This is a genomic window from Amphritea atlantica, assembly GCA_024397875.1.
Lineage (GTDB): Bacteria > Pseudomonadota > Gammaproteobacteria > Pseudomonadales > Balneatricaceae > Amphritea > Amphritea atlantica_B.
Window position 1 is genome coordinate 3464972 of the sequence record CP073344.1, and the last position, 25207, is coordinate 3490178.

At 50.7% G+C, this 25207-nt stretch carries 23 protein-coding genes and 4 tRNA genes; 4 read left to right on the plus strand and 23 right to left on the minus strand.

All coding sequences use genetic code 11. The features are described from left to right. Positions 1-8: 8 nt before the first annotated feature. Positions 9-965, minus strand: coding sequence for a glycosyl hydrolase (locus tag KDX31_16015; GenBank protein UTW02831.1), 957 nt, complete (start codon positions 963-965; stop codon positions 9-11). A 153-nt stretch (positions 966-1118) separates the two neighbouring features. Between KDX31_16015 and KDX31_16020 the strand changes: the two genes are divergently transcribed. Continuing rightward, positions 1119-2039, plus strand: coding sequence for a LysR family transcriptional regulator (locus tag KDX31_16020; GenBank protein ID UTW02832.1), 921 nt, complete (start codon positions 1119-1121; stop codon positions 2037-2039). A gap of 74 nt (positions 2040-2113) precedes the next feature. On the opposite strand, the gene KDX31_16025 is transcribed toward KDX31_16020, so the two are convergent. The 10 genes from KDX31_16025 to KDX31_16070 all read right to left on the minus strand — a co-directional run bounded on the left by KDX31_16025 (position 2114) and on the right by KDX31_16070 (position 10198). Further along, positions 2114-2437 carry a 2Fe-2S iron-sulfur cluster binding domain-containing protein gene (locus tag KDX31_16025; protein ID UTW02833.1) on the minus strand — a complete coding sequence of 108 codons (324 nt, stop codon included), beginning with the start codon at positions 2435-2437 and terminating at the stop codon, positions 2114-2116. Continuing rightward, the gene (locus KDX31_16030) at positions 2430-2855 is read right to left on the minus strand and encodes a hypothetical protein (GenBank protein ID UTW02834.1); all 426 of its coding nucleotides are present in this window, start codon (positions 2853-2855) and stop codon (positions 2430-2432) included. The genes KDX31_16025 and KDX31_16030 overlap by 8 nt, the downstream gene beginning before the upstream one ends. A gap of 94 nt (positions 2856-2949) precedes the next feature. After that, on the minus strand, positions 2950-3726 hold the full coding sequence (locus KDX31_16035) for an SDR family oxidoreductase (GenBank protein ID UTW02835.1): 777 nt from the start codon (positions 3724-3726) through the stop codon (positions 2950-2952). Between the two features lie 59 nt (positions 3727-3785). Beyond that, positions 3786-4835, minus strand: a complete 1050-nt coding sequence (gene dmpG, locus KDX31_16040) for a 4-hydroxy-2-oxovalerate aldolase (protein ID UTW02836.1) — start codon at positions 4833-4835, stop codon at positions 3786-3788. Continuing rightward, positions 4835-5752 carry an acetaldehyde dehydrogenase (acetylating) gene (locus KDX31_16045; protein ID UTW05420.1) on the minus strand — a complete coding sequence of 306 codons (918 nt, stop codon included), beginning with the start codon at positions 5750-5752 and terminating at the stop codon, positions 4835-4837. The genes dmpG and KDX31_16045 overlap by 1 nt, the downstream gene beginning before the upstream one ends. Then, positions 5746-5973, minus strand: coding sequence for a tautomerase family protein (locus KDX31_16050; GenBank protein UTW02837.1), 228 nt, complete (start codon positions 5971-5973; stop codon positions 5746-5748). The genes KDX31_16045 and KDX31_16050 overlap by 7 nt, the downstream gene beginning before the upstream one ends. 9 nt (positions 5974-5982) lie before the next feature. Beyond that, complete coding sequence (gene dmpH, locus KDX31_16055; protein ID UTW02838.1) at positions 5983-6780, minus strand: 2-oxo-3-hexenedioate decarboxylase; 798 nt, start codon at positions 6778-6780, stop codon at positions 5983-5985. After that, complete coding sequence (gene dmpE / locus KDX31_16060) at positions 6777-7574, minus strand: 2-oxopent-4-enoate hydratase (protein ID UTW02839.1); 798 nt, start codon at positions 7572-7574, stop codon at positions 6777-6779. The genes dmpH and dmpE overlap by 4 nt, the downstream gene beginning before the upstream one ends. 7 nt (positions 7575-7581) lie before the next feature. Further along, positions 7582-9042, minus strand: a complete 1461-nt coding sequence (locus tag KDX31_16065; GenBank protein ID UTW02840.1) for a 2-hydroxymuconic semialdehyde dehydrogenase — start codon at positions 9040-9042, stop codon at positions 7582-7584. 232 nt (positions 9043-9274) lie between these two features. Beyond that, positions 9275-10198, minus strand: coding sequence for a catechol 2,3-dioxygenase (locus tag KDX31_16070; GenBank protein UTW05421.1), 924 nt, complete (start codon positions 10196-10198; stop codon positions 9275-9277). Between the two features lie 403 nt (positions 10199-10601). Here KDX31_16070 and KDX31_16075 point away from each other — a divergent pair, with 403 nt between their 5' ends. Both KDX31_16075 and KDX31_16080 read left to right on the plus strand, forming a co-directional pair. Further along, positions 10602-10904 carry a hypothetical protein gene (locus KDX31_16075; protein UTW02841.1) on the plus strand — a complete coding sequence of 101 codons (303 nt, stop codon included), beginning with the start codon at positions 10602-10604 and terminating at the stop codon, positions 10902-10904. Between the two features lies 1 nt (position 10905). Next, entirely contained in the window at positions 10906-11898 is a 993-nt protein-coding gene (locus KDX31_16080) for an NAD(P)-binding protein (GenBank protein UTW02842.1), read from the plus strand. A gap of 19 nt (positions 11899-11917) precedes the next feature. Here the strand turns inward: KDX31_16080 and KDX31_16085 are convergent, their stop codons facing one another. Further along, positions 11918-13558 (minus strand): response regulator, encoded by a 1641-nt coding sequence (locus KDX31_16085; protein UTW02843.1) that lies wholly within the window; start codon positions 13556-13558, stop codon positions 11918-11920. 321 nt (positions 13559-13879) lie between these two features. Here KDX31_16085 and KDX31_16090 point away from each other — a divergent pair, with 321 nt between their 5' ends. After that, positions 13880-14803 carry a histone deacetylase family protein gene (locus KDX31_16090; GenBank protein UTW02844.1) on the plus strand — a complete coding sequence of 308 codons (924 nt, stop codon included), beginning with the start codon at positions 13880-13882 and terminating at the stop codon, positions 14801-14803. Positions 14804-15060: 257 nt separating this feature from the next. On the opposite strand, the gene KDX31_16095 is transcribed toward KDX31_16090, so the two are convergent. The 11 genes from KDX31_16095 to alaS all read right to left on the minus strand — a co-directional run bounded on the left by KDX31_16095 (position 15061) and on the right by alaS (position 25061). Beyond that, positions 15061-16362, minus strand: coding sequence for a sodium ion-translocating decarboxylase subunit beta (locus tag KDX31_16095; GenBank protein UTW02845.1), 1302 nt, complete (start codon positions 16360-16362; stop codon positions 15061-15063). A gap of 13 nt (positions 16363-16375) precedes the next feature. Beyond that, on the minus strand, positions 16376-18157 hold the full coding sequence (gene oadA, locus KDX31_16100) for a sodium-extruding oxaloacetate decarboxylase subunit alpha (GenBank protein UTW02846.1): 1782 nt from the start codon (positions 18155-18157) through the stop codon (positions 16376-16378). 61 nt (positions 18158-18218) lie between these two features. Then, positions 18219-18461, minus strand: coding sequence for an OadG family protein (locus KDX31_16105; protein ID UTW02847.1), 243 nt, complete (start codon positions 18459-18461; stop codon positions 18219-18221). Positions 18462-18729: 268 nt separating this feature from the next. Beyond that, on the minus strand, positions 18730-20187 hold the full coding sequence (gene thiI / locus KDX31_16110; GenBank protein UTW02848.1) for a tRNA 4-thiouridine(8) synthase ThiI: 1458 nt from the start codon (positions 20185-20187) through the stop codon (positions 18730-18732). A 189-nt stretch (positions 20188-20376) separates the two neighbouring features. Further along, positions 20377-20453: transfer RNA gene (locus KDX31_16115), tRNA-Arg, on the minus strand. Between the two features lie 51 nt (positions 20454-20504). Then, a tRNA-Arg gene (locus tag KDX31_16120) sits at positions 20505-20581 on the minus strand. Positions 20582-20649: 68 nt separating this feature from the next. Continuing rightward, positions 20650-20726, minus strand: a tRNA-Arg gene (locus KDX31_16125). 4 nt (positions 20727-20730) lie between these two features. Further along, positions 20731-20820 (minus strand) — tRNA-Ser (locus tag KDX31_16130). Between the two features lie 67 nt (positions 20821-20887). Then, positions 20888-21070: a carbon storage regulator CsrA gene (gene csrA / locus KDX31_16135; protein ID UTW02849.1), complete on the minus strand. Its 183-nt coding sequence runs from the start codon at positions 21068-21070 to the stop codon at positions 20888-20890. 150 nt (positions 21071-21220) lie between these two features. Then, on the minus strand, positions 21221-22456 hold the full coding sequence (locus KDX31_16140; protein ID UTW02850.1) for an aspartate kinase: 1236 nt from the start codon (positions 22454-22456) through the stop codon (positions 21221-21223). 52 nt (positions 22457-22508) lie between these two features. Next, positions 22509-25061 carry an alanine--tRNA ligase gene (gene alaS, locus KDX31_16145; GenBank protein UTW05422.1) on the minus strand — a complete coding sequence of 851 codons (2553 nt, stop codon included), beginning with the start codon at positions 25059-25061 and terminating at the stop codon, positions 22509-22511. Positions 25062-25207 lie beyond the last annotated feature (146 nt).

A 25207-nucleotide genomic window follows, 5' to 3' on the forward strand; every position in this document is an offset into this window, starting at 1 on the left:
TTAAAGGCTCAGATATCAACCGTAAAGAGGACACCCCAGCCGCCGGAGACCAGCAGTCGTTTGTCATCCAGCAGTTTGCCGTCCCGCAGATAGACCGGAATCTTGGGGGTATCCAGCTTGCGCCAGCTGTTGCGCTGCTGCTCCAGAACCGTGCCGTGATCACCAAAGGCGAACAACCGGCCATCCCGGGCGTAAAAGTTATAGATCGGAGAATCGGTCGGAGTCTCCTGGGACTGCCAGCTCTGACCACCGTCGGCGGTATAAAGAATGATGCCGCCCAGTCCGGCGACCCAGCCGGTGGAAGGATCACTGAAATGGCTGGTCATAGGGAAAAATTCATTGGGGATCGGATCGAACATAGTCCAGCTTGCACCGCCGTCCCCGGAGCGGGCTAACAGCCCGAACTCACCGGTAGCGATCAGATTCCGACTATCGAAAAACTGCACCGAGGAAATCGCGGCATCTTCATTAAGGCTCAGCTCATTCCAGCTGGCACCCTTATCATGACTGCTCACCAGGGTGCTGAAGCTGCCCGTGGCCCAATAGCTGTTGTCCGGTCCACAGGTCACTGATGTCAGGCTTTCCTGGGTAGGGATGTCACTGCTACGCCAGTGTTGCCCCTGATCGTCACTGATCCACAGCTGATGCTCCATACTCAGGGCGATCAGCGATGTATCGGGACACAGTTCGATATCAACAAAATTGGGATTATTGCTCAGCTGTTGGCGCTGCCATTTAAGCTCGCTCACCGGACTGGTCAGCACAACGCCATCAGAGCCGACCACAACCACCTGATCCTGGCTCACCGCCACACCCAGCAACTGATCGGTGCGGTGCACCGCTTTACTCATCTCTTTTTCAACCCCCTCAAGATTCAGGGGAGCCTCGCATCCTGCCAGAAAAGTTATCAGAGCAAACATTAAGGTTGATCTGAGATAGTGATTATTTCTTATTTTTATAAACATGACTTACGCCTGCACTGTTTACTAATATTTGGAGAATTCTCACTCCTGACATACAAAATAACGCAGGCAACTCATTACCATCCAATACTATTGATATTGCACCTTAATACTTTTAAGGTATTAAATTATTCAAACCAAACAGGCGGGCGAGTGATGGATCTGCGTAAACTCAGGTATTTCAAGGTGGTGGCGGATGAGAAACATATAGGCAGAGCCGCCAAAGTACTGCATATCTCACAGCCCCCGCTCACCCGACAGATCCAGCAACTCGAGGAAGAGTTAGGTGTCACCCTTTTCAACCGCAACCCCAAAGGTATGGAACTGACCGATGCCGGAGTGCTGCTCAGAGAAGAGGTGAGGAATATTTTCAGTCTGATTGAACAGGCAACTGAGCGCACCCAGAAAGCTGGCCAGGGACGACTGGGCAGAATGGATATTGCCATATTCGGTTCTGGCATCATGGGCGATATTCCCAAGATGTTACTGTTCTTCAAAGAACGCTATCCCGAAGTCAATATCGTGCTGCATACCATGGGCAAGGGAGAGCAGATAAAAGCGCTGAGGCAGAAACGGATCAGTGTCGGCTTTAACCGCTTACTGGCGCCGCTGGCGGACATCAACTCAGAGCTTGTCAGCATGGAAAAACTCAAACTGGCGATCAGCACTAAACACCCGATGGCGTCACAGGATTCTATCCCGTTTAGTGCCATCAAAGAGTTTCCTCTGATTATGTACCCGACCGCGGGCCGTCCTAACTTTATCGATAAGACTATCAGATTATGTCAGTTAGCCGGATTTACCCCCGATATCTCACAGGAAGTCGGCGATGCAGTCACCGGTGTGGCCCTTGTTGCCAGTGGCTTTGGCGCCTGTCTGGTGCCTGAATCAGCCACCGTTCTTAGTATCCCCGGAGTGGTTTATAAACCGCTATCGGAGACACCGGAAGAGGCGGAGGTCGATCTGAGTTGCATCTATAGAAATGATGATGAGTCCCCGCTACTCAAGGCTTTTCTCGAAACCCTGAGAGAGTTTCGTACCATTAAGGATAACCGCAGTCTGGATGAACTTTGCTAAACGAAAGCTGATACTGTCTGAAGCACCATGGCGGTCAGGTGCGCTCAGACAGAAAAAAGGAGCAGCCAGAGCGGCTATTTGGACGGATCGGATCTTGCGAGAATATTTTTTGCCATTTTACCGATCACCGCAATCTCAAGATCGCTCTCAGGAAAGGTGCGGCAGGCCAGTACACAGTTATTCTCCAGATCGGTTTCACTGATATGACAGCGACTCATCACCTGGCTGCTGTATTGCCCCGACAACACCTGAACTTTGCAAATGCCGCAGCCGCCCCCCCGACACCCCAGCGGAATCCCTTTTTTGCCCAGCCGTGCCATACCATGCAGAACAGATTCATTCTCTCTGCAATCATAAGCGTCATCCTGCTCCGAGAGCTGTACCCGAAAACTAGCCATTGCCCTGTTCCTGCCGGCGCGCATCAACTTCCGCTTTTCTGACAGCGCTGGCGGGATTTCCGGAAATATACCAGTCCTCCGGCCTGACTAAGCTGCAATAGCCTCTTATCAGCGAACGATCCACCCCCAGAATGTCACACAGCAACAGAGTAAACTGCTCGCCAATGGCCGTTCGCTGTTCCTGAGTGCGGCCATCCAGCACGATGAACTCGAAGAATGCCACCACATTCGCTGAATCGGCACACACTTCACCGCCAACGGCGACATAGTCCGGGTTATAACTATTGATAAAAACCCGCGTCCTTTCAATCGGACTGTCCAGCACATCGGCATAGATGGCACTGGCCTGTTGTAATATCTGCCTGGCGGACTCTTTGGTGATGAGCTCTTCAGACAGATGGAATTTGGCTACCGGCATAGTTCAGCGTCCTGTTATTGTTATGACTGTTATGCACTCTTAAGTGTTGATTATAGAAAAGCTCACAGGATGCAGAGCGCTTCATAGAAACGCTCTATGGCAAACCTCTGCGACGTCCAGAATCCAGCATCAGTGTTGAACCGGTCATTGCGGTGGCTTCCGGATCGATCAGCATATCCACCGCCCAGGCGACCTGCCCGGGTGTAGTGAAGGCACTGATAGAGGACTCGGCCTTCATATCGTCCAGTACCTCGTCGACCGAACAACCACGCATCTCTGCCCGTGCCACTGCAACGTTTCTCAGCCGTTCCGTATCGGCCGGGCCCGGCGCGATCACATGAGCAGTCACCCCCCGATCACCGTAGGCCAGACTCAATTGTCGTGAAACATTAAACAGCGCCGCATTAGCCACACCGGCAGACGCTGCATACGCGGTCGGCTCAAGACCGTAATGTCCGCCAATAGAGATCAGCCGGCTGCCCTCGGTCAGAAAACCATCGGCAGCCCGACTCAGACGCAGTAGTCCGCCCACTTTAATATTCACCGCATCCACCATGGTGGCGGTTGGCGCCTCCAGAATACCGCCGGCGACCCCCACCCCCGGGCCATGCACCACGGCCCTGACAGTGCTATTCGGAACAGCGCCATCCAGAACCGCGCGTATAGCGTCTATTGAACTGTCATCGCTGATGTCAGCCACGCAGGGGATAACGTCCTCATGGGTTTCTGACAGGGTTTGTAAACTGGCTTCTGAGCGGGCAACAGCGACCACTTTCAGTCCCCGGTTCAGTAACCGCTCCACTATCGACTGGCCAAAAGCGCCGGTAGCGCCGACGACAATCGCCGTTTCACCCTTAAAATCTGTTTTCATCTTAATAACCTTTCAGTCGACCGGTTAAATAACGCTACTATCCTGTGCAGACACAACAGTTACCCAGGCACTCTCTCTTGCAATAAGCCCCGCTGCTTCGCCATGGTCATTGCGGTATCCTGAATCATATCTTCCTGACCGCCGATCATCTTCTTGCGCCCCAACTCAACCAGAATATCCCGGGCAGGAACCCCGAACCGCTCTGCAGCACGTTTAGCATGCAGCAGGAAGGTCGAATAGACTCCCGCATAACCGAGGGTCAGTGAATCTTTATCGACCCGAACAATGTGATCCATCATCGGGAAGATAATCTCGTCAGCAATATCCATGGTTTTAAACAGGTCGACACCGGTCTCGATTCCCATCCGCTCGCAGACAGCGATAAACACCTCAAGCGGCGTATTCCCCGCCCCGGCACCCAGCCCTGCCACTGAGCCATCAATACGTGAGGCACCTGCCGCAATGGCGGCGATTGAGTTAGAGATTCCAAGCCCCATATTGTGATGACCATGGAAACCGATCTCAGTCTCCGGTTCCAGAACATCCCGAAGCGCGGTGACACGTTGAGTAACATCTTCCGGCAACATAAAACCAGCAGAGTCGGTGATATAAACAGTATTAGCGCCGTAGGACTCCATCTTTTTAGCTTCCTGCGCCAGCGAAGCGGCATCGGACAGATGGGACATCATCAGAAAGCCGGTGGTATCCATCCCCAGTTCACGGGCATAGGCAATATGCTGCGGCGAGGTATCCGCTTCAGTACAGTGGGTTGCCACATGTACGCTGCGGGCACCTGACTCATAGGCAGATCTCAGCTCTTTCATGGTCCCCAGTCCCGGTAACAGCAGGACGGACACAATGGCCTGTTTCATGTGCGATGAAACCGCTTCGATATACGCTTCATTGCTGGCCAGCGCAAAACCATGCTGCAGCGAGTTGCCTCCCAGCCCGGCACCATGAGTCACCTGAATATAGGGCATACCGGCATCATCCAACGCAGTTGCCACCCGGACCATCTGCTCTACCGAAATTTGCTCTCGCTTGGCATGCATCCCGTCACGCAGACACATATCATGCAGAATAACTTTACGTCCGTTCAGATCACTCATTACGCTACCTCCACAGGATTCAGCTCAATTTGCCCGGCCAGTATTTCTTCAGCAAACATCTCCGCAGTCCGGGTTGCCGCAGCGGTCATAATGTCGAGATTACCGGCATACTTAGGCAGATAATCGCCCAGTCCCTCAACCTCCATAAACACTGCAACCTTATTACCCTCGAAGCTCGGTCCGTTCACCAGTTTATAACCCGGTACATATTTCTGTACCTCAGCGATCATCGCCAATACCGACTCGGTAATCGCGACTTCATCCGGCTCCTCTTCGGTGAGACAGTAGATGGTGTTACGCATAATCATCGGAGGTTCTGCCGGGTTGATAATCGCCAGCGCCTTACCTTTTTTCGCACCGCCCACCACTTCGATGGCGTTTGAGGTGGTGTAGGTAAATTCATCAAGGTTAGCCCGGGTGCCGGGGCCGATAGATTTAGAGGAGAGACTGGCAATAATCTCTGCATATTCAACACCCTGCACCTTAGAGACCGCGCTGACAATCGGAATTGTTGCCTGCCCCGCACAGGAGATCATATTAACGTTCATCTCCACTTTCTCAGCGTGCTGCTTCAGATTTACCGGCGGCACACACAGCGGACCGATAGCGGCCGGAGTCAGGTCGATCATCATCACACCCAGCTCATTTAACTTACGGCTATTTTCCGCGTGGACATACGCGCTGGTAGCATCGAAGGCGATCTGAATCTCATCGTCCAGAACATGGGGAAGCAATCCATCAATGCCGTCGGCTGTGGTTTTCAGTCCCATAGCGGCGGCCCGCGCCAGCCCTTCCGACTCCGGGTCAATACCCACCATCCAAACCGGCTCCAACACTTCACTGCGTTGAATTTTATAGATCAGGTCGGTGCCAATATTGCCTGACCCGATCAGAGCGCATCTGATTTTTTTCATGATTCATCTTCCTCGGCGAGGGAGGCTAAACGAGCCTGATCGGACGCGCGACCGGCGCGCCCTCCCACATAAAACTCATCTTTTTTGTGTTCGGTTACCAGAATCCTGACGGTATCTTTGCTAACACCAAAACCTTCGGCGGCCGCTTCAGTAATCGCTGCCGCTGCACGCGCTTTAATCTCCGAGCTGCGCCCTTCCAAAATATGAACTTCTATAATTGGCATAAATATTCCTCACTCACCAAACCGAATAGAGATGGAGCCCAGCTCCTGAAACCGGGCGATCACATGATCCCCGGGAGACACAGCAACGGCTGCAGTGATCCCGCCACTCATGACAAAGCTACCAGCCGGCAGCTCCTCGCCCATCTCAGCAAGAATATTGACCAGCATTGCCACCGCTTCTGCCGGATGGTCCATCACTGCAGCTGCTGCACCCATCTCAACAATCTCACCATTTTTTTCCAGTACCGCACCGATGGTTGGCAGATCCAGTTCGTCCACATATCGGGGACGCCCGCCCCCCACAAAACGCGCCGAAGACCCGTTGTCTGCAACCACACTTTCCAGATCAAATTTAAACCCTGAAAAGCGCGAATCAATCACCTCTATGGCAGGCAGAACATAGTCCGTAGCCTGCAGCACATCGGCGGCTGTACAGTTTGGACCGGCAAGACGTTCGCGGGTGACAAAGGCGATCTCACACTCCACCCGCGGATGCACCAGATCAGCTGTGGAGATTACGGAATTTTCCGGCCGTGACATCCGGTCTGTCAGAAAGCCAATCGATGGCTGATCCACCCCCATCTGCTTCATCTTCGCCCGGGAGGTTAAACCAGCTTTCCAACCGATCAGTTTATGGCCCTGCTCAATAAAACGTTTACGCAGCTCAGTCTGAATCGCATAACCATCAGCCATGCTCATCTCCGGATATTCATCCGTCAGTTTAGGGATGGCATAAGCCCGGGTCTGAGCACCTTCGACCCGTTCACACAGGCGTACTACCGTTTCTCTGTTAAGGCTTGCTTTCATACTGCGCTCCTCCCTGAAAATTTAACCTTGCAGCGGCCAAGCCCTCCCACGTTGCACTCAAGTTCGTCACCGTGTTGCACCGCCACCAGCTCAGACTGGGAGCCCGACAAAATCACTTCACCGGCCTTAAAGGGGATGCCCAGCTCGCCCAGCGTATTCGCCAGCCAGGCGACGGCATTGACAGGCGAACCCTGAACGGCGGCGCCAACACTGGTTGAGTTAAGTTCGCCATTTTTATGCAGCACCATACCGGCCAGGGTCAGATCCAGTTTGCGCGGATCGCCTTTCACATCACCCAGCACGTAAACACCGCAGGAAGCATTATCCGCAACGGTATCCTCAATCTTGATTTTCCAATCAGTAATACGGGAATCGACAATCTCAAAGCAGGGCATCACATAGTCGGTCGCCCGGATAACATCCATCGCGGTAATACCGGGGCCATTCAGGTCTTGTTTCAGAACAAAGGCCAGCTCTGCCTCAGCTTTCGGCTGAATCAAACCGTCCAGATCGATGACGTTATCGCCACTGATCAGCATATCTGAGGTGAGAATGCCGAAATCAGGCTGATACACCCCCAGAAACTGCTGTACCGGTTTACTGGTGACACCGATCTTTTTACCGACAACCGTTTCCCCGGCCTCCAGCCGACGGGCGATGAATCGTTGTTGTATCTGATAGGCCTGTTCCAGCGTGATATCCAGATCCCGCTCAGTAAACGGCTTGATGGTGCTGCGTGACCGAAACGCGGCATACAGCTCATCGCCCAACTGGTTAATTATTTCCTGATCCATAACCACCTCACAGTTTGATACAAACATTGCGCATCTCGGTATAAAACTCGAGAGAGTGGACACCGCCTTCACGGCCAATACCGGACTGTTTGGCACCACCGAATGCCGTTCTCAGATCCCGCAGGAACCAGCTATTAATCCAGGTCACCCCGACATCAACCGCGGCGGCCATCCGATGTGCGCGGGTCAGATCATTGGTCCAGATCGTAGTAGAAAGTCCGTAATCATTGGCATTGGCATAGCCAATCACTTCTGACTCGGTATCAAACGGGCAGATATGGCAGCAGGGGCCAAAGATCTCTTCGCGAATAACGGTGGCGGTTTCCGGCAACCCGGTCCAGATAGTGGGTTGTACCCAGTTACCTTCAGCCAGCTCGCCAGCCATTTCGGGGATACCACCACCGGTGACCACAGTCGCCCCCTCCTCTACCGCTTTGCGATAATAAGAGAGCACTTTATCCTGATGTTCCCGGCTGATCAGCGGGCCATAGTTGGACCCATGATTTTCAGGGCGACCATATTTCACCGCTTCCGCTTTCTGTTTTAATGCGCTGACAAAACGCTCAAAGAGGGGTCGCTCAACATAAACCTTCTCGGTGCCCAGGCATACCTGCCCGGTATTCAGAAAAGCGGAACGAAAGATGCCATCGACTGCGGCATCAAAATCTGCATCAGCAAACACGATACCCGCATTCTTACCGCCCATTTCAAAGGACACATCACGACACCCTTCGGCCGCCGCTTTCATAATGGCAGTGCCGGTTCGGGTTTCACCGGTAAAGGTGATCGCATCCACTGACTGGTTCTGCGTCAGAAACTCACCGGCCGAGTCGGGGCCGAAACCATGCACCACGTTAAACACACCTTTAGGAATGCCAACGCTGTTCATTACTTCACCCAGCAGGGTGGTGGTCAGCGGTGTTTCTTCGGAAGGTTTAACCACCACGGTGTTGCCACAGGCCAGCGCTGGCCCCACTTTCCAGGTCATTAACAGAAAGGGCGCATTCCAGGGGGAGATAACACCAATAACACCTTTCGGCACCCGCAGCCCGTAGTTCAGGGCGCCACGACCATCGGGAGTCGCCATCTGATAGCTTTCAGTAGGCACATTCTTAATAATGTCGGCAAACACTTTGAAATTGGCAGCACCCCGGGGAATAAACGCATGGGTCATCACATGATGGGGCTGACCGGTATCGGCCATCTCGGCCGCGACAAAATCATCAAACCGGCGGGTAATTTCATCGGCTACGCCGTAGAGAAGATCAACCCGCTGATCAACAGTAAGTTGACCCCATTCGCCCTGCATTGCCGCTTTTGCAGCAGCGACAGCCCGATCAACATCGACCCGGCCTGCCTCAGAGATACTGGCAATGATGCTGTTATCCACAGGTGAGCGCTTGTCAAACCGGCGCCCCGATTCAGCCTCAACAAACTCACCATTTATAAAATTATTAACTTGATGCATTGCTGCTCACCTTTGTTTGATTACTGCTGGCATCGTTCTATTCCATCCAGTTTATGCAGCCACTTAGATACCGTCTAATACTGTTTTTATCTACCCGCAATACCTATTAGGTATGATAATTAACCTTAAAAGCCTTCCGAAAGGTGCAGTCAGCAACCTGTAAAAATTTAAAGAAAGATTCAAAAGGTTAAAGACTGCATAGCGATGGTTCGCTATGCAGTTAAGTTGATCATCAGGTGACGATGGTCAGAAATGACTCGTGTAGTTTTCGTTGCGGATAATCCAGCCCCTGTGGGAAATGATCCCAGTCCCAGGTGATGGTTTCATAATCAGGATAGGGTTGATAACCCCCCATAAAAGTTTCAAAGCGGTTACCGGAAGGGTCCCAGGCATAGATAGTACAACCACGGGTAATGCCGTGACGGGTCGGGCCAATATCAACCGACACCTCATTCATCGACATAATATCTCCGGCCCGCAGCACCTTCTCCCAGCTTTCCATCAGGAAAGAACAGTGATGCAACTTGCCTGGTTCAGGATGTTCAACAAAGGCAATATCATGAACTTTGTGGGAACAGGATAACCATAATGCCGCTTCAAACTCGCCGTCTTCAGCCAGTACCCGCTCCACCAGAAAGAATCCCAACACCTCTTCAAAAATCTTTTTATTGGCGGCCACATTCGGTCCGTACAGCAGCATATGATCCAGTCGAACCGGCGCAATACCATGTTCACTGGCAGCATTCCACGGACCCGGGTTAGCATTGGTCAGCCCGTTACCAACAGCGCTCTTCTCTGCATACAGCTCCATAATATGGCCTGTTGGCAGAGTGAAGCGTACCCGTTCACCCGTTGCTAACATATCACCCGCTGGCATACGGCTGGTTTCAATACCGTATTCATTCAGATCCGCTTCGAGCTTATCCAGCGTTTCGACATTGAGCACTTTAAAGCCGAAGAAATCGATACCCGCTTCTTCAGCCTGTCGGATGATGTAGCTGTTATGATCACGTTCATCCCAACACTTAAAATAAACGCGTCCCTTATCATCACGACCAGTCTCGACCAAACCCAGTACATCACGATAAAAACGCACACTCTCTTCCAGATCAAATACACGAATCTGCACATGTCCCGGTCTTAATACACCCGTCATTGCCATAACAAAAGCTCCCGTTTTTTATCTTATTTTTATAAAGCATGACACATCAATGCATCAATGTTGCTAAATACTGTTGGGTAATGTTTTTCCGTACTTCCCAGTGTATGCGGGCCACTAAATACCGTCTAATACCGTTTAATGCATTGATAGATACCTTTTAAGTATCGAATAATTCAGACCTGAGCGACCCGCAAAAAAGCATCTGTTTATTTCAATCAGATCAGTTTGAGCAACGCCCATCGGCTGCGGTGACAAAGCGCTCCATATGAATGCCCCCTTCAAAACGCTGGCCCTGCATCACAGTTTTGATAGCCGCATCATTTTAACGAGGAGGATATTTTTTCTGAATGATCCAGGCAGATCCTCTTTGCGTAAACCTGCAGAAAAGGAGCCTCTTATGCAGATCTCTGAATTCAAATCCTATGCTCAATCGAAACTGATAACCGCTGTAAAATTTATCGAATCAGGTTGTAGTCCGATAGTGATAGAGCTTTCATATATCAAAGATAAAGCGATGCACCGCGCGCTCCTGACCCGGGGCACCGAAGTTGTCACCTGTAAATGTCTGGAACAGGCATACTGCATCTGTAGAGATGCCGGTATTCACAGGGCTGAACTGGTACAAATTATGACCCACGACGAAGCGTGTGCCGGAGAGACTCTTTCCGGACAGCATAATCCGATGATAGTGCGTTTCTGAGATGACTAAAAAAATTGCCATTGTTGGCGCAGGCTTCGCCGGTGCGGTGCTGGCTGACCGTCTGAGCGCCTTTGCTGAGATCACTGTGTTTGAAAAAAGCAGAGGCTCAGGTGGCAGAATCTCATCCTGCAGACTGGCTGATTATTCAGCAGACCTGGGAGCCCCCTGGTTTCGCCCATCTACCGACGCGTTCCGTATGTGGCTAGAACAGCAGCCGGAAATAAGCCGCTGGCAGCCGCAGGTATCTGACTTTAATCATCAGCAGGTTGTATCTGAACGCCTCTATGTCACTGAGCCAAAGCAAAGCGCTCTGACCCGCCGTCTCTCCAGTAAAGCAAAACTTATCACGCAGTGTCGGGTTGAATCAGTGATACCCTGGCAAACTGAGCAAACGACCCGGATCGTTTTACGCGATGACCGGTCCAGAGGGCTTGGTTTTTTTGACACTGTCATAATCACAGCTCCGGCGGTGCAGGCAAGGGTGTTGCTTGAAGCGATACCTGGATTAGCAAGCAACGCTGAAAGCGTTAGTAGTGATCCCTGCTGGGTTTGCGTGGTAAGGATAAAAGCTCAGCTGGGCAGCACGGATATATTTTACGGTGACCATCCCATCCTCTTGCGTTGCTGCAAAGACAGCGCAAAACCTGGAAGACTAATTGAAGATAACAGTGAAGTCTGGGTACTGGAAGCCACTCAACAATGGAGCGCTGATCATACAGATGTCGATTCGACCGCTGTATCCGACGTTCTGTACGCAGCATTCTGTGAGCTTATGCAACAGACCCCCGAAATAGTCTCCAGCCGGACACATCGCTGGTTACTGGCCCGACACAGTTCGGTAAATCCCATCCCTTTTCTCTGGAGTTCAGAAACAGGCATTGGTGCATGTGGCGACTGGCTCAACGATACGGGCTTAAAGCAGGAAAACGCTTTAGAAGCCAGCTGGCTGAGTGCCAATGCACTCGCCGATACCATACTTCAGGAGAGCCGATAATAGCCCAGAGGAAACAACCTTATTTCAACAACGGGCCCAGCGAGGATAGCGGTAACGTATCAAGGGACATAGCACGATACCGTTTCAACAACAGCTTCTTATTATTTAACTCCGGTTTCAGTGACACACGTTCAACCAGATTCAGATAACGATCAACCATTTTTAACCGGCCTTCACGACGCTCTTTATCATCACGGGCAGTTTCCAGAAACAATTGAGCCAGATTCAGAACCGCAGAGTGATTATTAAAATCGAAATCGACCGCGGCACCGAAAGACTTAATCGCCAGACCGATTTTGCCTGACAGATAATGCTTAATACCCAGGCGGTTAGCCTTATCACTCATATCAGGGTTAAGCTGCTTAGTTTTTGCCTCACTCGCTTTACTGTCAGGTACCTGCTGAGATTTTTCCAGTACAGGCAGCGCTTCACCGGACATCACTAACAGCTCACGATCAATATCGAGAGGGCTTTCAAGCTCCCGGTTCACCAGCTTGGCATCGCGAAGAAAACGCTCCTTTTCGCTGTTTTCCCCAAGGTCTTCAGCTAACTGACTACGAATAAGAAACGCCTTAACCTCTGCCGTCCGATCTGAGGAAAAACTTTTCCGGGCACTGACAAGCAACCCATCAATCTCATGCTCTATCTGCTCACGAGTCACTTTGTCACTGGTTTTCACCTCCATCCGGCGGAGGTTCGCAAGCTTAAGATAGGGTTCGGCTGAGTGATAACAACTGTGCTTTCCAAGCGAAATTGAACGTCTATACGCCCCCTTTGCCAGATCCAGCTCCCGGGTCTGGACGGCAACCCGTCCCAGCTCCATCTGTCGGGGGATCCCCAGAGGGGCGCGTGTAGTGGCTTCCTTCAGTGTTTCCCGGGCCTGAATAAGATCTCCCATCTGCTCATGAACTTCTGCCAACAGATCATATGCGGCGATCAACAGAGGGTTATCCGTAATCAGCTCCTGCAGCAACTGCTCCGCGGCCGCAAGATCATCCAGGCCAACGTAGGCGCGACAAAGATAGAGCCCGGCTTCCTTGTCCCGCGATTCCCAATAGATCCCGTCCAGTAGTTCACGAGCTCTTTCATATTCACCCAGATCCAGCAGCAAAGTTCCCCTGACTTTCTGCAGGTGATCATATTCAGGATGCTGGCGATCGATAAGTGCCTCACAGATCTGCAACGCCTGACGATGCGCACCTGATTCTATGGCCAGATCTACCGGACGTAAGGCTAACTTACGCCGCATGATATGATCGAGACGATATTTGAGCTCTTCAATAGAGAAGGGTTTTGAGATCAGGTCATCAGGATGACTATCTATGGCATGCAGAATAGTCTCTTGCGATGAATCACTGGTCATACAGATCCAGGCGGCACTGGGCTTTATATAACCACGAAAACGGGCTTCTTCAAGAATCTGGATACCGGTGACGCTATCACTGGCGTTATGCCCCAGCAGGATAACATCAAAATCGTTTTGTGCGATTAGCGGGATAACCTTATCATTAATCGTAATCGCTTTAACGTTAGCGATGCCCAGCTCCCGCAACATGTAATAGATTGTGGCACGCATATTACCACTGCTGTCGATTAACAGGACATGTTTATCCGAATAATCAATCTGAACATCAATGGGGTTGTTGCGCAAAGCGGTCACAGGCCAGCCTTATCCTTAAAACTTAATTCAATCAAGTATAAGAGCCATGCCTCTGCGGAGAAAGGAAAAAACATCACAAAACGGGATCAGTTTTCTTCAGGCAAAAAAAAGCACCGAGTGTAGGGTGAAACGCTCGGCGCTAAATACAGTTCTATGCTGTGAGAACCATAGTATAGCCATTCGACAAAACAGATAATGATCCATGTCAACAGTCTCACTGTTAAGCGACTTACTAAATTATAATTTCCTACAACTTTTGACTAAGCGCTGCCACAGTGATATTCCAGTAGACTTAATATAAATAAAAGAATCAGATCAGCTATGACTACTGCATTTATTACTCATCATGACTGCACCCTGCACAATATGGGTCCGGAACATCCAGAAAGCCCGATCCGACTTCTGGCAATCCAGAAGGTGCTGCAAAAAACAGGACTGATTGAGCATCTGAAGCAGATGGAATCGGTGCATGTAACCCCTGAACAGGTTCAACTGGCGCATGCCAACCTGCATCAGAAGAGACTTGAAATGAAGGTTCCGGAAGAGGGTGTCTTCTACGCCGATGAAGATACAGCTCTCTGTCCTGATTCGCTTCATGCTGCTAGCCTGGCGGCGGGCTCGACGATTCTGGCGACCAATCAGGTGCTAACAGAAAAGGTTGATAATGCCTTTTGTGCTGTTCGCCCACCCGGGCACCACGCCGAGCACAACGCTGCCATGGGTTTCTGCTTTTTTAACAACGTCGCTATAGGCGCTATGCATGCGTTGCAACAACCCAGTGTCAACCGGGTAGCCATCGTTGACTTCGATGTGCATCACTGTAACGGCACCGTCGATATTTTCAAAGATAAACCTGAAGTACTGGTGTGCTCTACTTTCCAGCACCCCTATTACCCGGAACGCTACAGCGACATTCAGCGTGACAACATCATCAACTGCCCGATTGAAGCACACACCCGGGCTACTGTTTTCAGAGAACAGCTGGAAAAACACTGGCTCCCTGCCATCCAGAAACATAAGCCTGATATCCTCTTTATCTCAGCTGGATTTGACGCGCATCATGAGGATCCTATGGCCGATCTTAACCTCACCGAAGAGGACTACCGCTGGGCAACGCAGTTACTGACAGATGCCGCACGCACCACCTGCGGTGGACGTATCGTCTCAGTGCTTGAAGGGGGTTACAATCCGGTAGCCCTGGCGTTTAGCGTACAGGCACATCTGGAAGTACTGGCAGGATATTAATAAAAGCAGAACGTATAAAAGCAGAACGCCACTACGCGACTTGCTAGTGGTTAGACGGAAAACTTCGTTTTCCTTGCTAGAAAAAACTAAAAACCGCCTGATGGCGGTTTTTTTAATCTAACGACTAGCAGCCGCAAAGCGGCGTTCTAGCGAGCGACGTAGTCGCGTCTAACGAGGAAAGCTTACTTTCCGGTCTTGGCTTCAGACACAAAAAAGGCTGCCAATCGGCAGCCTTTTTAAGTGTCGAAGCGCTTAGCTTAGCCTACGAACTTGATCATTACACCGGCAGCAACCGCCGATCCGATTACACCGGCTACGTTGGGTCCCATCGCATGCATCAGCAGGAAGTTCTGGGAATTTGCCTCCAGACCCAGCTTGTTTGATACACGGGCGGCCATTGGTACTGCGGATACACCGGCAGAGCCAATCAGCGGGTTGATGGAGTCACCACCGGCCATTTTATTCATGACCTTCGCCATCAGCACACCACAGGCAGTACCGATACCGAATGCGACAACACCCAGTAACAAGATGCCCAGAGTTTCCAGATCCAGGAACTTGTCCGCTGACAGTTTTGAGCCAACAGACAGACCCAGGAAAATGGTTACGATGTTGATCAGAGCATTCTGAGCAGTATCACTCAGGCGATCCACCACACCACATTCACGCATCAGGTTACCGAAACAGAACATACCCAGCAGTGGTGCCGCATCAGGCAGCAGTAAGGCTACCAACATCAGCAACACGATCGGGAACATGATCTTTTCAGTCTTAGGCACATGACGCAGCTGAACCATCGAGATCTTACGCTCAGCCTCAGTCGTCAGCGCACGCATAATCGGCGGCTGAATCATTGGTACCAGCGCCATATAGGAGTATGCAGCGACCGCAATCGCACCTAATAAGTCCGGAGCCAGCAGAGAAGCTACATAGATCGCTGTCGGACCATCTGCACCACCAATAATACCGATTGCCGCGGCGTCCTGGATTGTGAAATCCATCAATCCCAGAGTGGTCAGACCGACCGCACCCAGTACCGTAGCAAAGATACCAAACTGCGCAGCAGCACCCAGGAACAGAGTCTTAGGGTTAGCCAGCAGAGGACCGAAATCGGTCATAGCACCAACACCCATGAAGATCAGCAGTGGCGCTGCACCAGACGCAATCGCAACGGTATAGAAGTTATACAACATACCGTTGTTAAAGCCATGATCATTGGCGGCATAAACAGCTGCTGTATGAGAAGCTGAATCCGCCACATGATAGGCATGCTTCAAGGCTTCAGGCTCTGTACTGCTGATATCTAATGCAGCAGCCAGCGCCTGGAGCATCTCCGGACCACCCAGATGCAGAGCATTCTCAACGGCTGAGAAAGCAAGACCCGCTTCCGGAATGTTGGCCATAATGCCACCAAAACCGATAGGAACCAGCAACAATGGCTCAAAGTTCTTGCGAATCGCAAGAAACAAAAGCAACAGGCCGACCAGGATCATAACGACCTGACCACCTGTCACATTGTATATCCCTGACGCATGCCAGAGATCTAATAGCTTATCCATTTAGAATCCGCCCTTACACCAGAGTCAGCAGACTGTCACCGACCTGAACAGTGTCGCCTTCTTTAACATCGATGCTGGAAACAGAACCTGCGCGTGCCGCACGAATCTCAGTTTCCATCTTCATCGCTTCCAGAATTACCAGTACATCACCTTCCTGAACAGCCTGACCCGGAGAGACAACAACTTTCCAGATATTACCTGCCAGCGGCGCCGGAACAGATTCAGCAGGACCGGCAGCAGGTGCAGCCGCGGCGGCGGCAGGTGCGGCTGCGGGTGCAGCTGCAGTGATATCACCACCTTCAGAAACCTGAACTACATAGTTCTGACCGTTAACATTGATAGTGTAAGTCTGTGGACCAGTATTCTTAGGTGCAGCCATGGCTAGGGCGTCCTCTAATGTAGGGGCGGGTTCGAATGCGTCTGGATTGCCGCGATTTTCAAGGAATTTAAGACCAATTTGTGGGAACAGCGCGTAAGTAAGAACATCATCAATTTCATTCTCACCGGTCGCCAGGCTCACGCCTTTCTCCGTTGCCAGTGCTTTAAGCTCAGCAACAAGCTTCTCCATTTCAGGCTCAAGCATATCTGCCGGACGACAGGTGAGCGCTTCACCGCCATCCAGAACCCGGGCCTGCAGCTCAGCGTTATAAGGTGCTGGCGCTGCGCCATACTCACCTTTCAGAACACCCTGAACCTCTTTCGAGATCGTTTTATAGCGCTCGCCCATCAACACATTGATGACAGCCTGAGTACCCACTATCTGTGAAGTAGGCGTGACCAGCGGAATAAGGCCCAGATCTTCGCGAACCCGCGGAATCTCAGCCAGCACTTCATCAAACTTATCAGAAGCACCCTGTTCTCGCAGCTGGCTTTCCATGTTGGTCAACATGCCACCCGGAACCTGAGCGACCAGGATACGGGAATCCGTTCCACGCAGGGAACCTTCAAATTTAGCGTATTTTTTGCGTACTTCGCGGAAGTAAGCAGCGATCTCTTCCAGTTGCAGGAGGTCAAGACCGGTATCGCGGTCAGTACCTGCCAGTGCAGCCACAACCGATTCAGTTGCGGTATGTCCATAGGTCATAGACATTGAGGAGATTGCAGTATCAACACGGTCGATACCGGCTTCTACAGCCTTCAGGATCGTCATATCAGACAGGCCTGAGGTGGCGTGGGCATGCAGTTGAACTTCCAGATGTGTCTGAGCTTTCAGACGCGAAACCAGGTCGAACGCATCGTATGGCGTCAGGATACCGGACATATCCTTAATCGCGATGGACTCTGCACCCATATCTTCCAGCGTTTTAGCATACTCAACCCACATATCGATGGTGTGCACAACACTCTTCGTATAAGAGATAGTACCCTGAGCGTGCTTACCGCTGTCCTTCACCGCCTTGATAGCCGTTTCCAGGTTGCGTGGATCATTCATTGCATCGAAGATACGGAAAACGTCAACACCATTGGTTGCAGCACGTTCAACGAACTTACTCACAACATCATCAGCATAGTGACGGTAGCCCAACAGGTTCTGGCCACGCAGCAGCATCTGCTGCTTAGTGTTCGGCATCGCTTTTTTCAGTTCGCGGATACGATCCCATGGATCTTCGCCGATATAACGAATGCATGAGTCAAAAGTTGCTCCGCCCCAGCTTTCCAGGGACCAGAAACCAACTTTATCCAGCTTCTCAGCGATTGGCAGCATGTCGTCAATGCGCATGCGGGTAGCAAACAGCGACTGATGCGCGTCCCGAAGTACTACATCGGTAATGCCAAGAGGTTTTTTATCAGACATGGGTATAGGCCTTTTGTCGATTAATGCTCTTTAAAAATAAATTCTTGGTTTTAGTTGCAAATCAGCCCTTGCGGAACTGATGCACTGCGGCAGTCATCACTGCAACCAGTTCATCACCACCCGAAGCGGTAGGTGCAACTACTGCTGGATTTGGCTTGGCGGGCTGAGGTGGAGCCTCAGGCGCAACCTTTGCAATCAGCTTCGACATGAAGCCTGTAGCAAAAACCAACAGGGTCAGGAAAACGAAAACGAATCCCATACCAAAGACCATCAAATTCAGGCCTTCTGACATTAGATTATCCATCTAACGGGTGCTCCTTCTTTGTACGAAACCCATAAGTCTGCTGCCGGCTTGTGGCCGCAGTTCTCCCTCAGAATGGAAGATCCGGCTGCAACAGAACAGATGAACAGTTAATAAACGGTGCACAATTAAACCTGAATTACGATCTTCAGGCAACTGGTTACAATGCAATTAAAGCATAAAAAGTGCCGTAAACGTCTGTAAATAAACTACAAAAAACAGCTAAAATGCGACATTTACGATCTTAACCAATTGACTCAAATCACCGGCCTCAAGCCTCCGGACGGTACACCTTAACGTTGGTATAACCCTTGTCCTGAAGGTTCTGGGCATGCATCTGACTCATAACCCCCTTGTCGCAATACAACAAGTACTCTTTCGTCTGATCCAGATCCTGAAATTTTGTTTCAAGATCAAAAAACGGTATCGCCAGGACTTCAGCCTTAGGCATATTAAGGGGCTTGCGCTCCTGCTCACGACTGTGGCGGATATCAATAATCATCTGATTCTCAGCGACACGGGTCAATGCCTCAATAGTTGTATGAATATTAATATCCTCAACTATCTTATCGATGGAGATCACCTGAGTGTTTTCCAGCGCCTCTTCGAGAACCGCGTAATCGAAATTGGCTTCCTCTTCTTCGATCCGATCCAGCTTGGCGTTAGTCGTCGGACGATCAGAGATGACACCACAGTACTCAGGTATATTCTTGGCGAAATCGTAGGCCCCGATCTCTTTGGTGATATCGATAATATCCTGCTTATCCATCGTAATAAGAGGACGCACAACTAACTTAGAGGTCACTGAGTCAATAACCTGCAGATTGATCAGCGTCTGACTGGAGACCTGGGCAATACTCTCTCCTGTGACAAATGCAGGAAGCTTCATACGATCAGCGACTTTTTCTGCAGCCCGCATCATCATCCGCTTCAGGATCACGCCCATGTGAGTGTGATGAACGTTCTGCAGAATTTCCCCCACTACCTCATCAAATGGCACTGAGATAAATTTCACCCGGGCAGCGCTGCCATAACGCTGCCACAGATAGAGTGCTATCTGCTTCACACCGATCTCATGCGCCCGCCCACCCAGGTTGAAAAAAAGAAAATGAGTCTTACTACCCCGGCGCATCGTCATATAGCTGGCAACAACCGAATCAAAGCCACCGGAGATAAGCGATATAACATCCTCCTGCGTGCCCAGAGGATAGCCCCCCAGCCCTTTGTGCTGGTGCGATATCAGAAACAGGTGCTGATCACGGATCTCGAGCTTAACTGTGACTTCAGGGTTGTGCAGATCCACCCCTCGGGTTTCACAGTGCTCTAACAAGCCTCCGCCGATGTAACGCTCCAGGTCGGTGGATTTAAACTCATGCTTGCCACCCCGTTTAATACGTACAACAAAGGTTTTACCCTTTATCTGCTCACCATAAACCGCTTTAGTGATCTGAAACACCTCGTCAAAAGAACCTAAAGGGTACTGATCGACCTCCAGGATATGCTGAATACCCGGCGTACACTGCATCAGTTCGATAGCCCGCTCTCTCAGCTCCGCTTCCGCAGAAGGCAACTCGACCTCAACCCTGTCCCAGAGTCCACGCACCTTAATATCATTATCGATACGCTTCAGTGTCACCTGCAGGTTGGACTGCAGACGCTGAATAAAGCGCTTACGCACAGGTTTACTCTTGATAGTGATTTCGGGAAAGAGTTTGACGATAAATTTCATGGTTTACATCTGCACAGGGTTAGAAGGCCGGCCATTATACATTGCCGCGAAGAGGGGACAAAATTCATACAGTCATCGCAGATATAAATCAGACGAAAAGGAGATTCTGATTAAGGAATATCAGCTGCCTTTCAGGCAAACGGAAATGAGACTACTAAGGAAGATTCAGTCAGGGAAAAGGGATACAAGTGGCGCGCCCGGCACGATTCGAACGTGCGACCGCCTGGTTCGTAGCCAGGTACTCTATCCAGCTGAGCTACGGGCGCGTACAGGTAATACTTCAAGCAAGAAAAACGGTGGTGAGATATTTAATGGGATGGCGCGCCCGGCACGATTCGAACGTGCGACCGCCTGGTTCGTAGCCAGGTACTCTATCCAGCTGAGCTACGGGCGCTTAACCCAAAAAATGTTGCATTGCCATTATTTAAACACTTTCAAAAATCACAAAACAATTTTTGGAAGTGGCGCGCCCGGCACGATTCGAACGTGCGACCGCCTGGTTCGTAGCCAGGTACTCTATCCAGCTGAGCTACGGGCGCTAAATGGCGGTGAGCGAGGGATTCGAACCCTCGATAGAGTTTCCCCTATACGCCCTTAGCAGGGGCGCGCCTTCAGCCACTCGGCCAGCTCACCTAAACAACGGCGCGTATAGTACAATACTGATTTTCAAAAGAAAAGCATAAAAACCAGAAAAGAAAAATTATTCGCTATCCTGCTCTTTTTCTTTCTGAATTCGCTGATAGATCTCTTCACGATGGACAGATACGTCTTTAGGTGCGTTAACACCGATACGCACCTGATTGCCCTTGACACCCAATACGGTAACGGTAACGTCATCACCAACCATTAGGGTTTCACCAACACGGCGAGTAAGAATAAGCATAGAAAAATCTCCTTATTTAACAGACAAGTACTACAGACCTGACCGCTCCTGTTTGCATTATAGCGTAACAACGGGCTGCCGCAGGGTGACCTTGCGTTAAACATCATAATTGTCCAGCAATGATCTAACTATAGACCACTGCTGTTAAGTTTATTCGCTAACTGTATCAGCCGCGTCCAGATCAAATGCTGAGTGCAATCCACGCACAGCCAGCTCAAGGTATTTCTCTGCAATCACAACAGAAACCTTAATTTCAGACGTTGATATCATCTGAATATTAATATTGTCCCCAGCCAATGTATCAAACATCTTACTTGCAACACCAGCATGAGATCGCATACCTACACCCACAATGGAGACTTTAGCAATTTTATTATTGCCAACGATCTCCCGCGCACCCAGCTCATCTTTAATTTTGAGCAGAATATCATGCGCAGCGGCAAAGTCATTGCGGTGTACGGTGAATGTAAAGTCAGTGGATTTATCCGCCGCAACATTCTGAAGAATCATGTCAACTTCAATATTTGCGCGGCTGATCGGTCCTAAAATACGAGAAGCGACACCGGGAATATCGGGCACACCCAGAACTGTCAGCTTTGCTTCATCGCGGTTAAATGCAATACCTGAGATGACCGGTTTTTCCACTGTATCGTCTTCCTCTGTTGTAATAAGTGTGCCAGGACCATCCTGAAAACTATGCAGAACCCGCAGTGGCACATTATATTTACCCGCAAATTCGACAGAGCGAATCTGCAGAACCTTTGAACCGAGACTGGCCATTTCCAGCATCTCTTCAAAAGTGATTTTATCCATACGTTGCGCGCCTTCCACGACCCGTGGGTCAGTGGTATATACACCATCAACATCCGTATAGATCTGACACTCGTCTGCCTTCAGAGCAGCAGCAAGCGCTACGCCAGTTGTGTCTGAACCGCCACGCCCCAGAGTGGTTATATTACCGTCAGGATCAACCCCCTGAAAACCAGCAACAACCACGACCCGTCCCTGCTGAAGGTCAGCACGCATACCATCAACTTCAATATCCTGAATCCGTGCTTTCATATGCACATCATCAGTCAGAATTTTGACCTGCCCACCGGTATACGAGCGGGCACTGACGCCCCGCGCTTCAAGCGCCATACATAACAGGGCAATCGTTACCTGCTCCCCCGTTGACACCAGCACATCCATTTCACGGGGACTCGGCTGCTCCTGCATCTCTTTAGCCAGGCCTATCAATCGGTTTGTTTCACCGCTCATCGCGGAGACAACAACCACGATATCGTGCCCTGCTTCACGGAACCCTTTGACCTTATCGGCTACACCCTGAATACGTTCAACAGTACCGACAGAGGTTCCACCATATTTCTGTACATATAGGGCCATACTTATCCGTTCCCTTCATCAGCCTAACGGCTGCAGTTATTACACGCTCTTATTACAAGCTCTGCCCGACCAGCTGCTGAACATCAGCCAGCGCCGCGGGTAGAGCATCAGTTTCAGTACCGCCGCCCTGAGCAAAATCAGGACGACCGCCGCCTTTACCACCCAGCCGGGCAGTCAGTTCGCGCACCAGATCACCGGCCTTAACCTGACCGGTCAGATCTTTAGTGACCCCCGCAGCCAGACTCACCTTACCGTCAGCGATGGTTGCCAGAACCACAACGCCGCTACCGAGCTTATTCTTCAGCTGATCAATCGTATCGCGCAGCGTCTTCGGGTCCACGCCCTCTAACTGCTCGGCCAGCACCCTGATCCCTTTAACATCGACAGCACTGCTCAACAGGTCAGCGCCTTTGGCGGCTGCCAGTTTGGCCTTCATCTGCTCAAGCTCTTTTTCCAGCTGCCGGCTCTTACTCACCTGCTCCTGAAGTTTCGACTCCAGCTGAACCGCAGACTGATCGATATACTCCAGTGCTCTCGCGCCGGTTACTGCTTCGATACGGCGTACGCCGGCAGCAATACCGCCCTCTGAAATAATTTTCAGCAGCGCGATATCACCGGTGCGACTAGCGTGGGTTCCGCCGCAAAGCTCGACAGAAAACCCTTCACCCATCGTCAGAACACGGACAGTATCTTCATATTTCTCACCGAACAGAGCCGCTGCGCCGGTCTGTTTCGCGTCGTCGAGATCCATAATTTCGGTCTTTACTGCTGAGTTCAGACGGATCTGTTCGTTACAGATCTGCTCAATCTGTTTTATCTCTTCAGGCTTTACCGCTTCAAAGTGAGAGAAGTCGAATCGCAGCCGGTCAGCATCACAGAGCGAACCTTTCTGCTGGACATGCTCACCCAATACAAGGCGTAGTGCTTCATGCAGAATATGAGTTGCCGAGTGATTGACTGCCGTAGCCCGGCGCTTCGCCTGATCAACCTGCGCAGAAACAGTATCGCCGATTGCCAGACTACCATTAACCAGCACACCATGATGCAGGTGATTCTTTGATTCTTTAGTACAGTCATCAACCCGGAACTCCGTTCCGTTCGCGATTAATGAGCCCTTATCGCCCACCTGTCCACCGGATTCACCGTAGAATGGTGTCTGATCCAGCACCACCATACCTTTATCACCCGCATTTAACTGCTCAACAGCTTCACCATCACTGAACAGAGCAACCACTCTTGATGTACCGTCCAGCTGCGTATAACCAACAAACTCTGTCTGGCCATCAAGACGGATAGCTTCATTGTAATCAACGTTAAACTTACCAGCTGCACGGGCACGGGTACGCTGATCGTCCATCGCCCGGTCAAAGCCATCCATATCGACGGTTAACTTATGCTCACGGGCAACATCGGCGGTCAGATCGACAGGAAAACCATAGGTATCATAAAGCTTAAACACTGTTTCACCGGGAATCTCCGTGCTGCTCAGGTTAGTAATAACCTCTTCCAGCAGGCGCAGTCCATGATCCAGGGTTTTAGCAAACTGCTCTTCCTCTTTCAGCAACACCCGCTCAATCTGCGCTTGTTTCTCTTTCAGCTCAGGGTAGGCATCGCCCATCTCGGAAACCAGCGCTGCCACCAGTGAATTAAAGAAGGACCCGGTGGCTCCCAGCTTATTGCCATGACGTACGGCACGTCGGATAATCCGACGCAGGACATAGCCCGCGCCCTCGTTGGAGGGGATCACGCCATCGCAGATGAGAAAGGCACAGGAACGAATATGGTCTGCAATTACCCGCAATGACTGGGTATCGGTCTCTTGGCAGCCAACCGCCGCTGAGGCGGCTTTCAAAAGGTTTTGAAACAGGTCGATCTCATAGTTAGAGTGAACGCCCTGCAGTACAGCCGCAATTCGCTCCAGTCCCATACCGGTATCGATAGATGGATTCGGCAGTGGCTCCATTGAGCCATCAGCAGACCGGTTAAACTGCATAAATACCAGGTTCCAGATCTCGATGTAACGATCGCCATCCTCTTCAGGACTCCCGGGAGGCCCGCCCCAGACATCGGCGCCATGATCGTAAAAGATCTCACTTGAGGGACCACAGGGACCGGTATCACCCATCGACCAGAAATTATCTTCATCCAGCCTGGAGAAGCGCTCCGGATCGATGCCCATCTCGTCTTTCCAGATTTTCTCAGCTTCATCATCGGAAATGTGCACGGTTACCCAAAGCTTTTCTTTGGGTAACTCAAGCACTTCAGTCAGAAAATGCCAGGCAAAGCGAATAGCATCGCGCTTAAAGTAGTCACCAAAACTGAAGTTACCCAGCATTTCGAAGAAAGTATGGTGACGGGCAGTGTAACCGACATTATCCAGATCATTATGTTTACCACCGGCACGAACACAGCGCTGACTGGTCGTTGCCCGGGTATAAGAGCGTTTATCGCTACCGAGGAAGACATCTTTAAACTGTACCATCCCCGCATTGGTAAACATCAGGGTGGGGTCATTCCCGGGAATCAGTGAACTACTGTCTACAACTTCATGCCCCTGAGACTGAAAATATCCCAGAAAGGCCTGACGCAGTTCAGCACTTGTCATATTTTTCATAGCTTTAGTCGCTCTAATACCTAACCGTCACCGGACCTGCTTCCGATACAAAACAAAAACTTAGAAACAGGCATGGAATTCATTATAAAAATGGCGAAGTAGTATATAACGAGACGATTAAATCTACGAATTTTTTT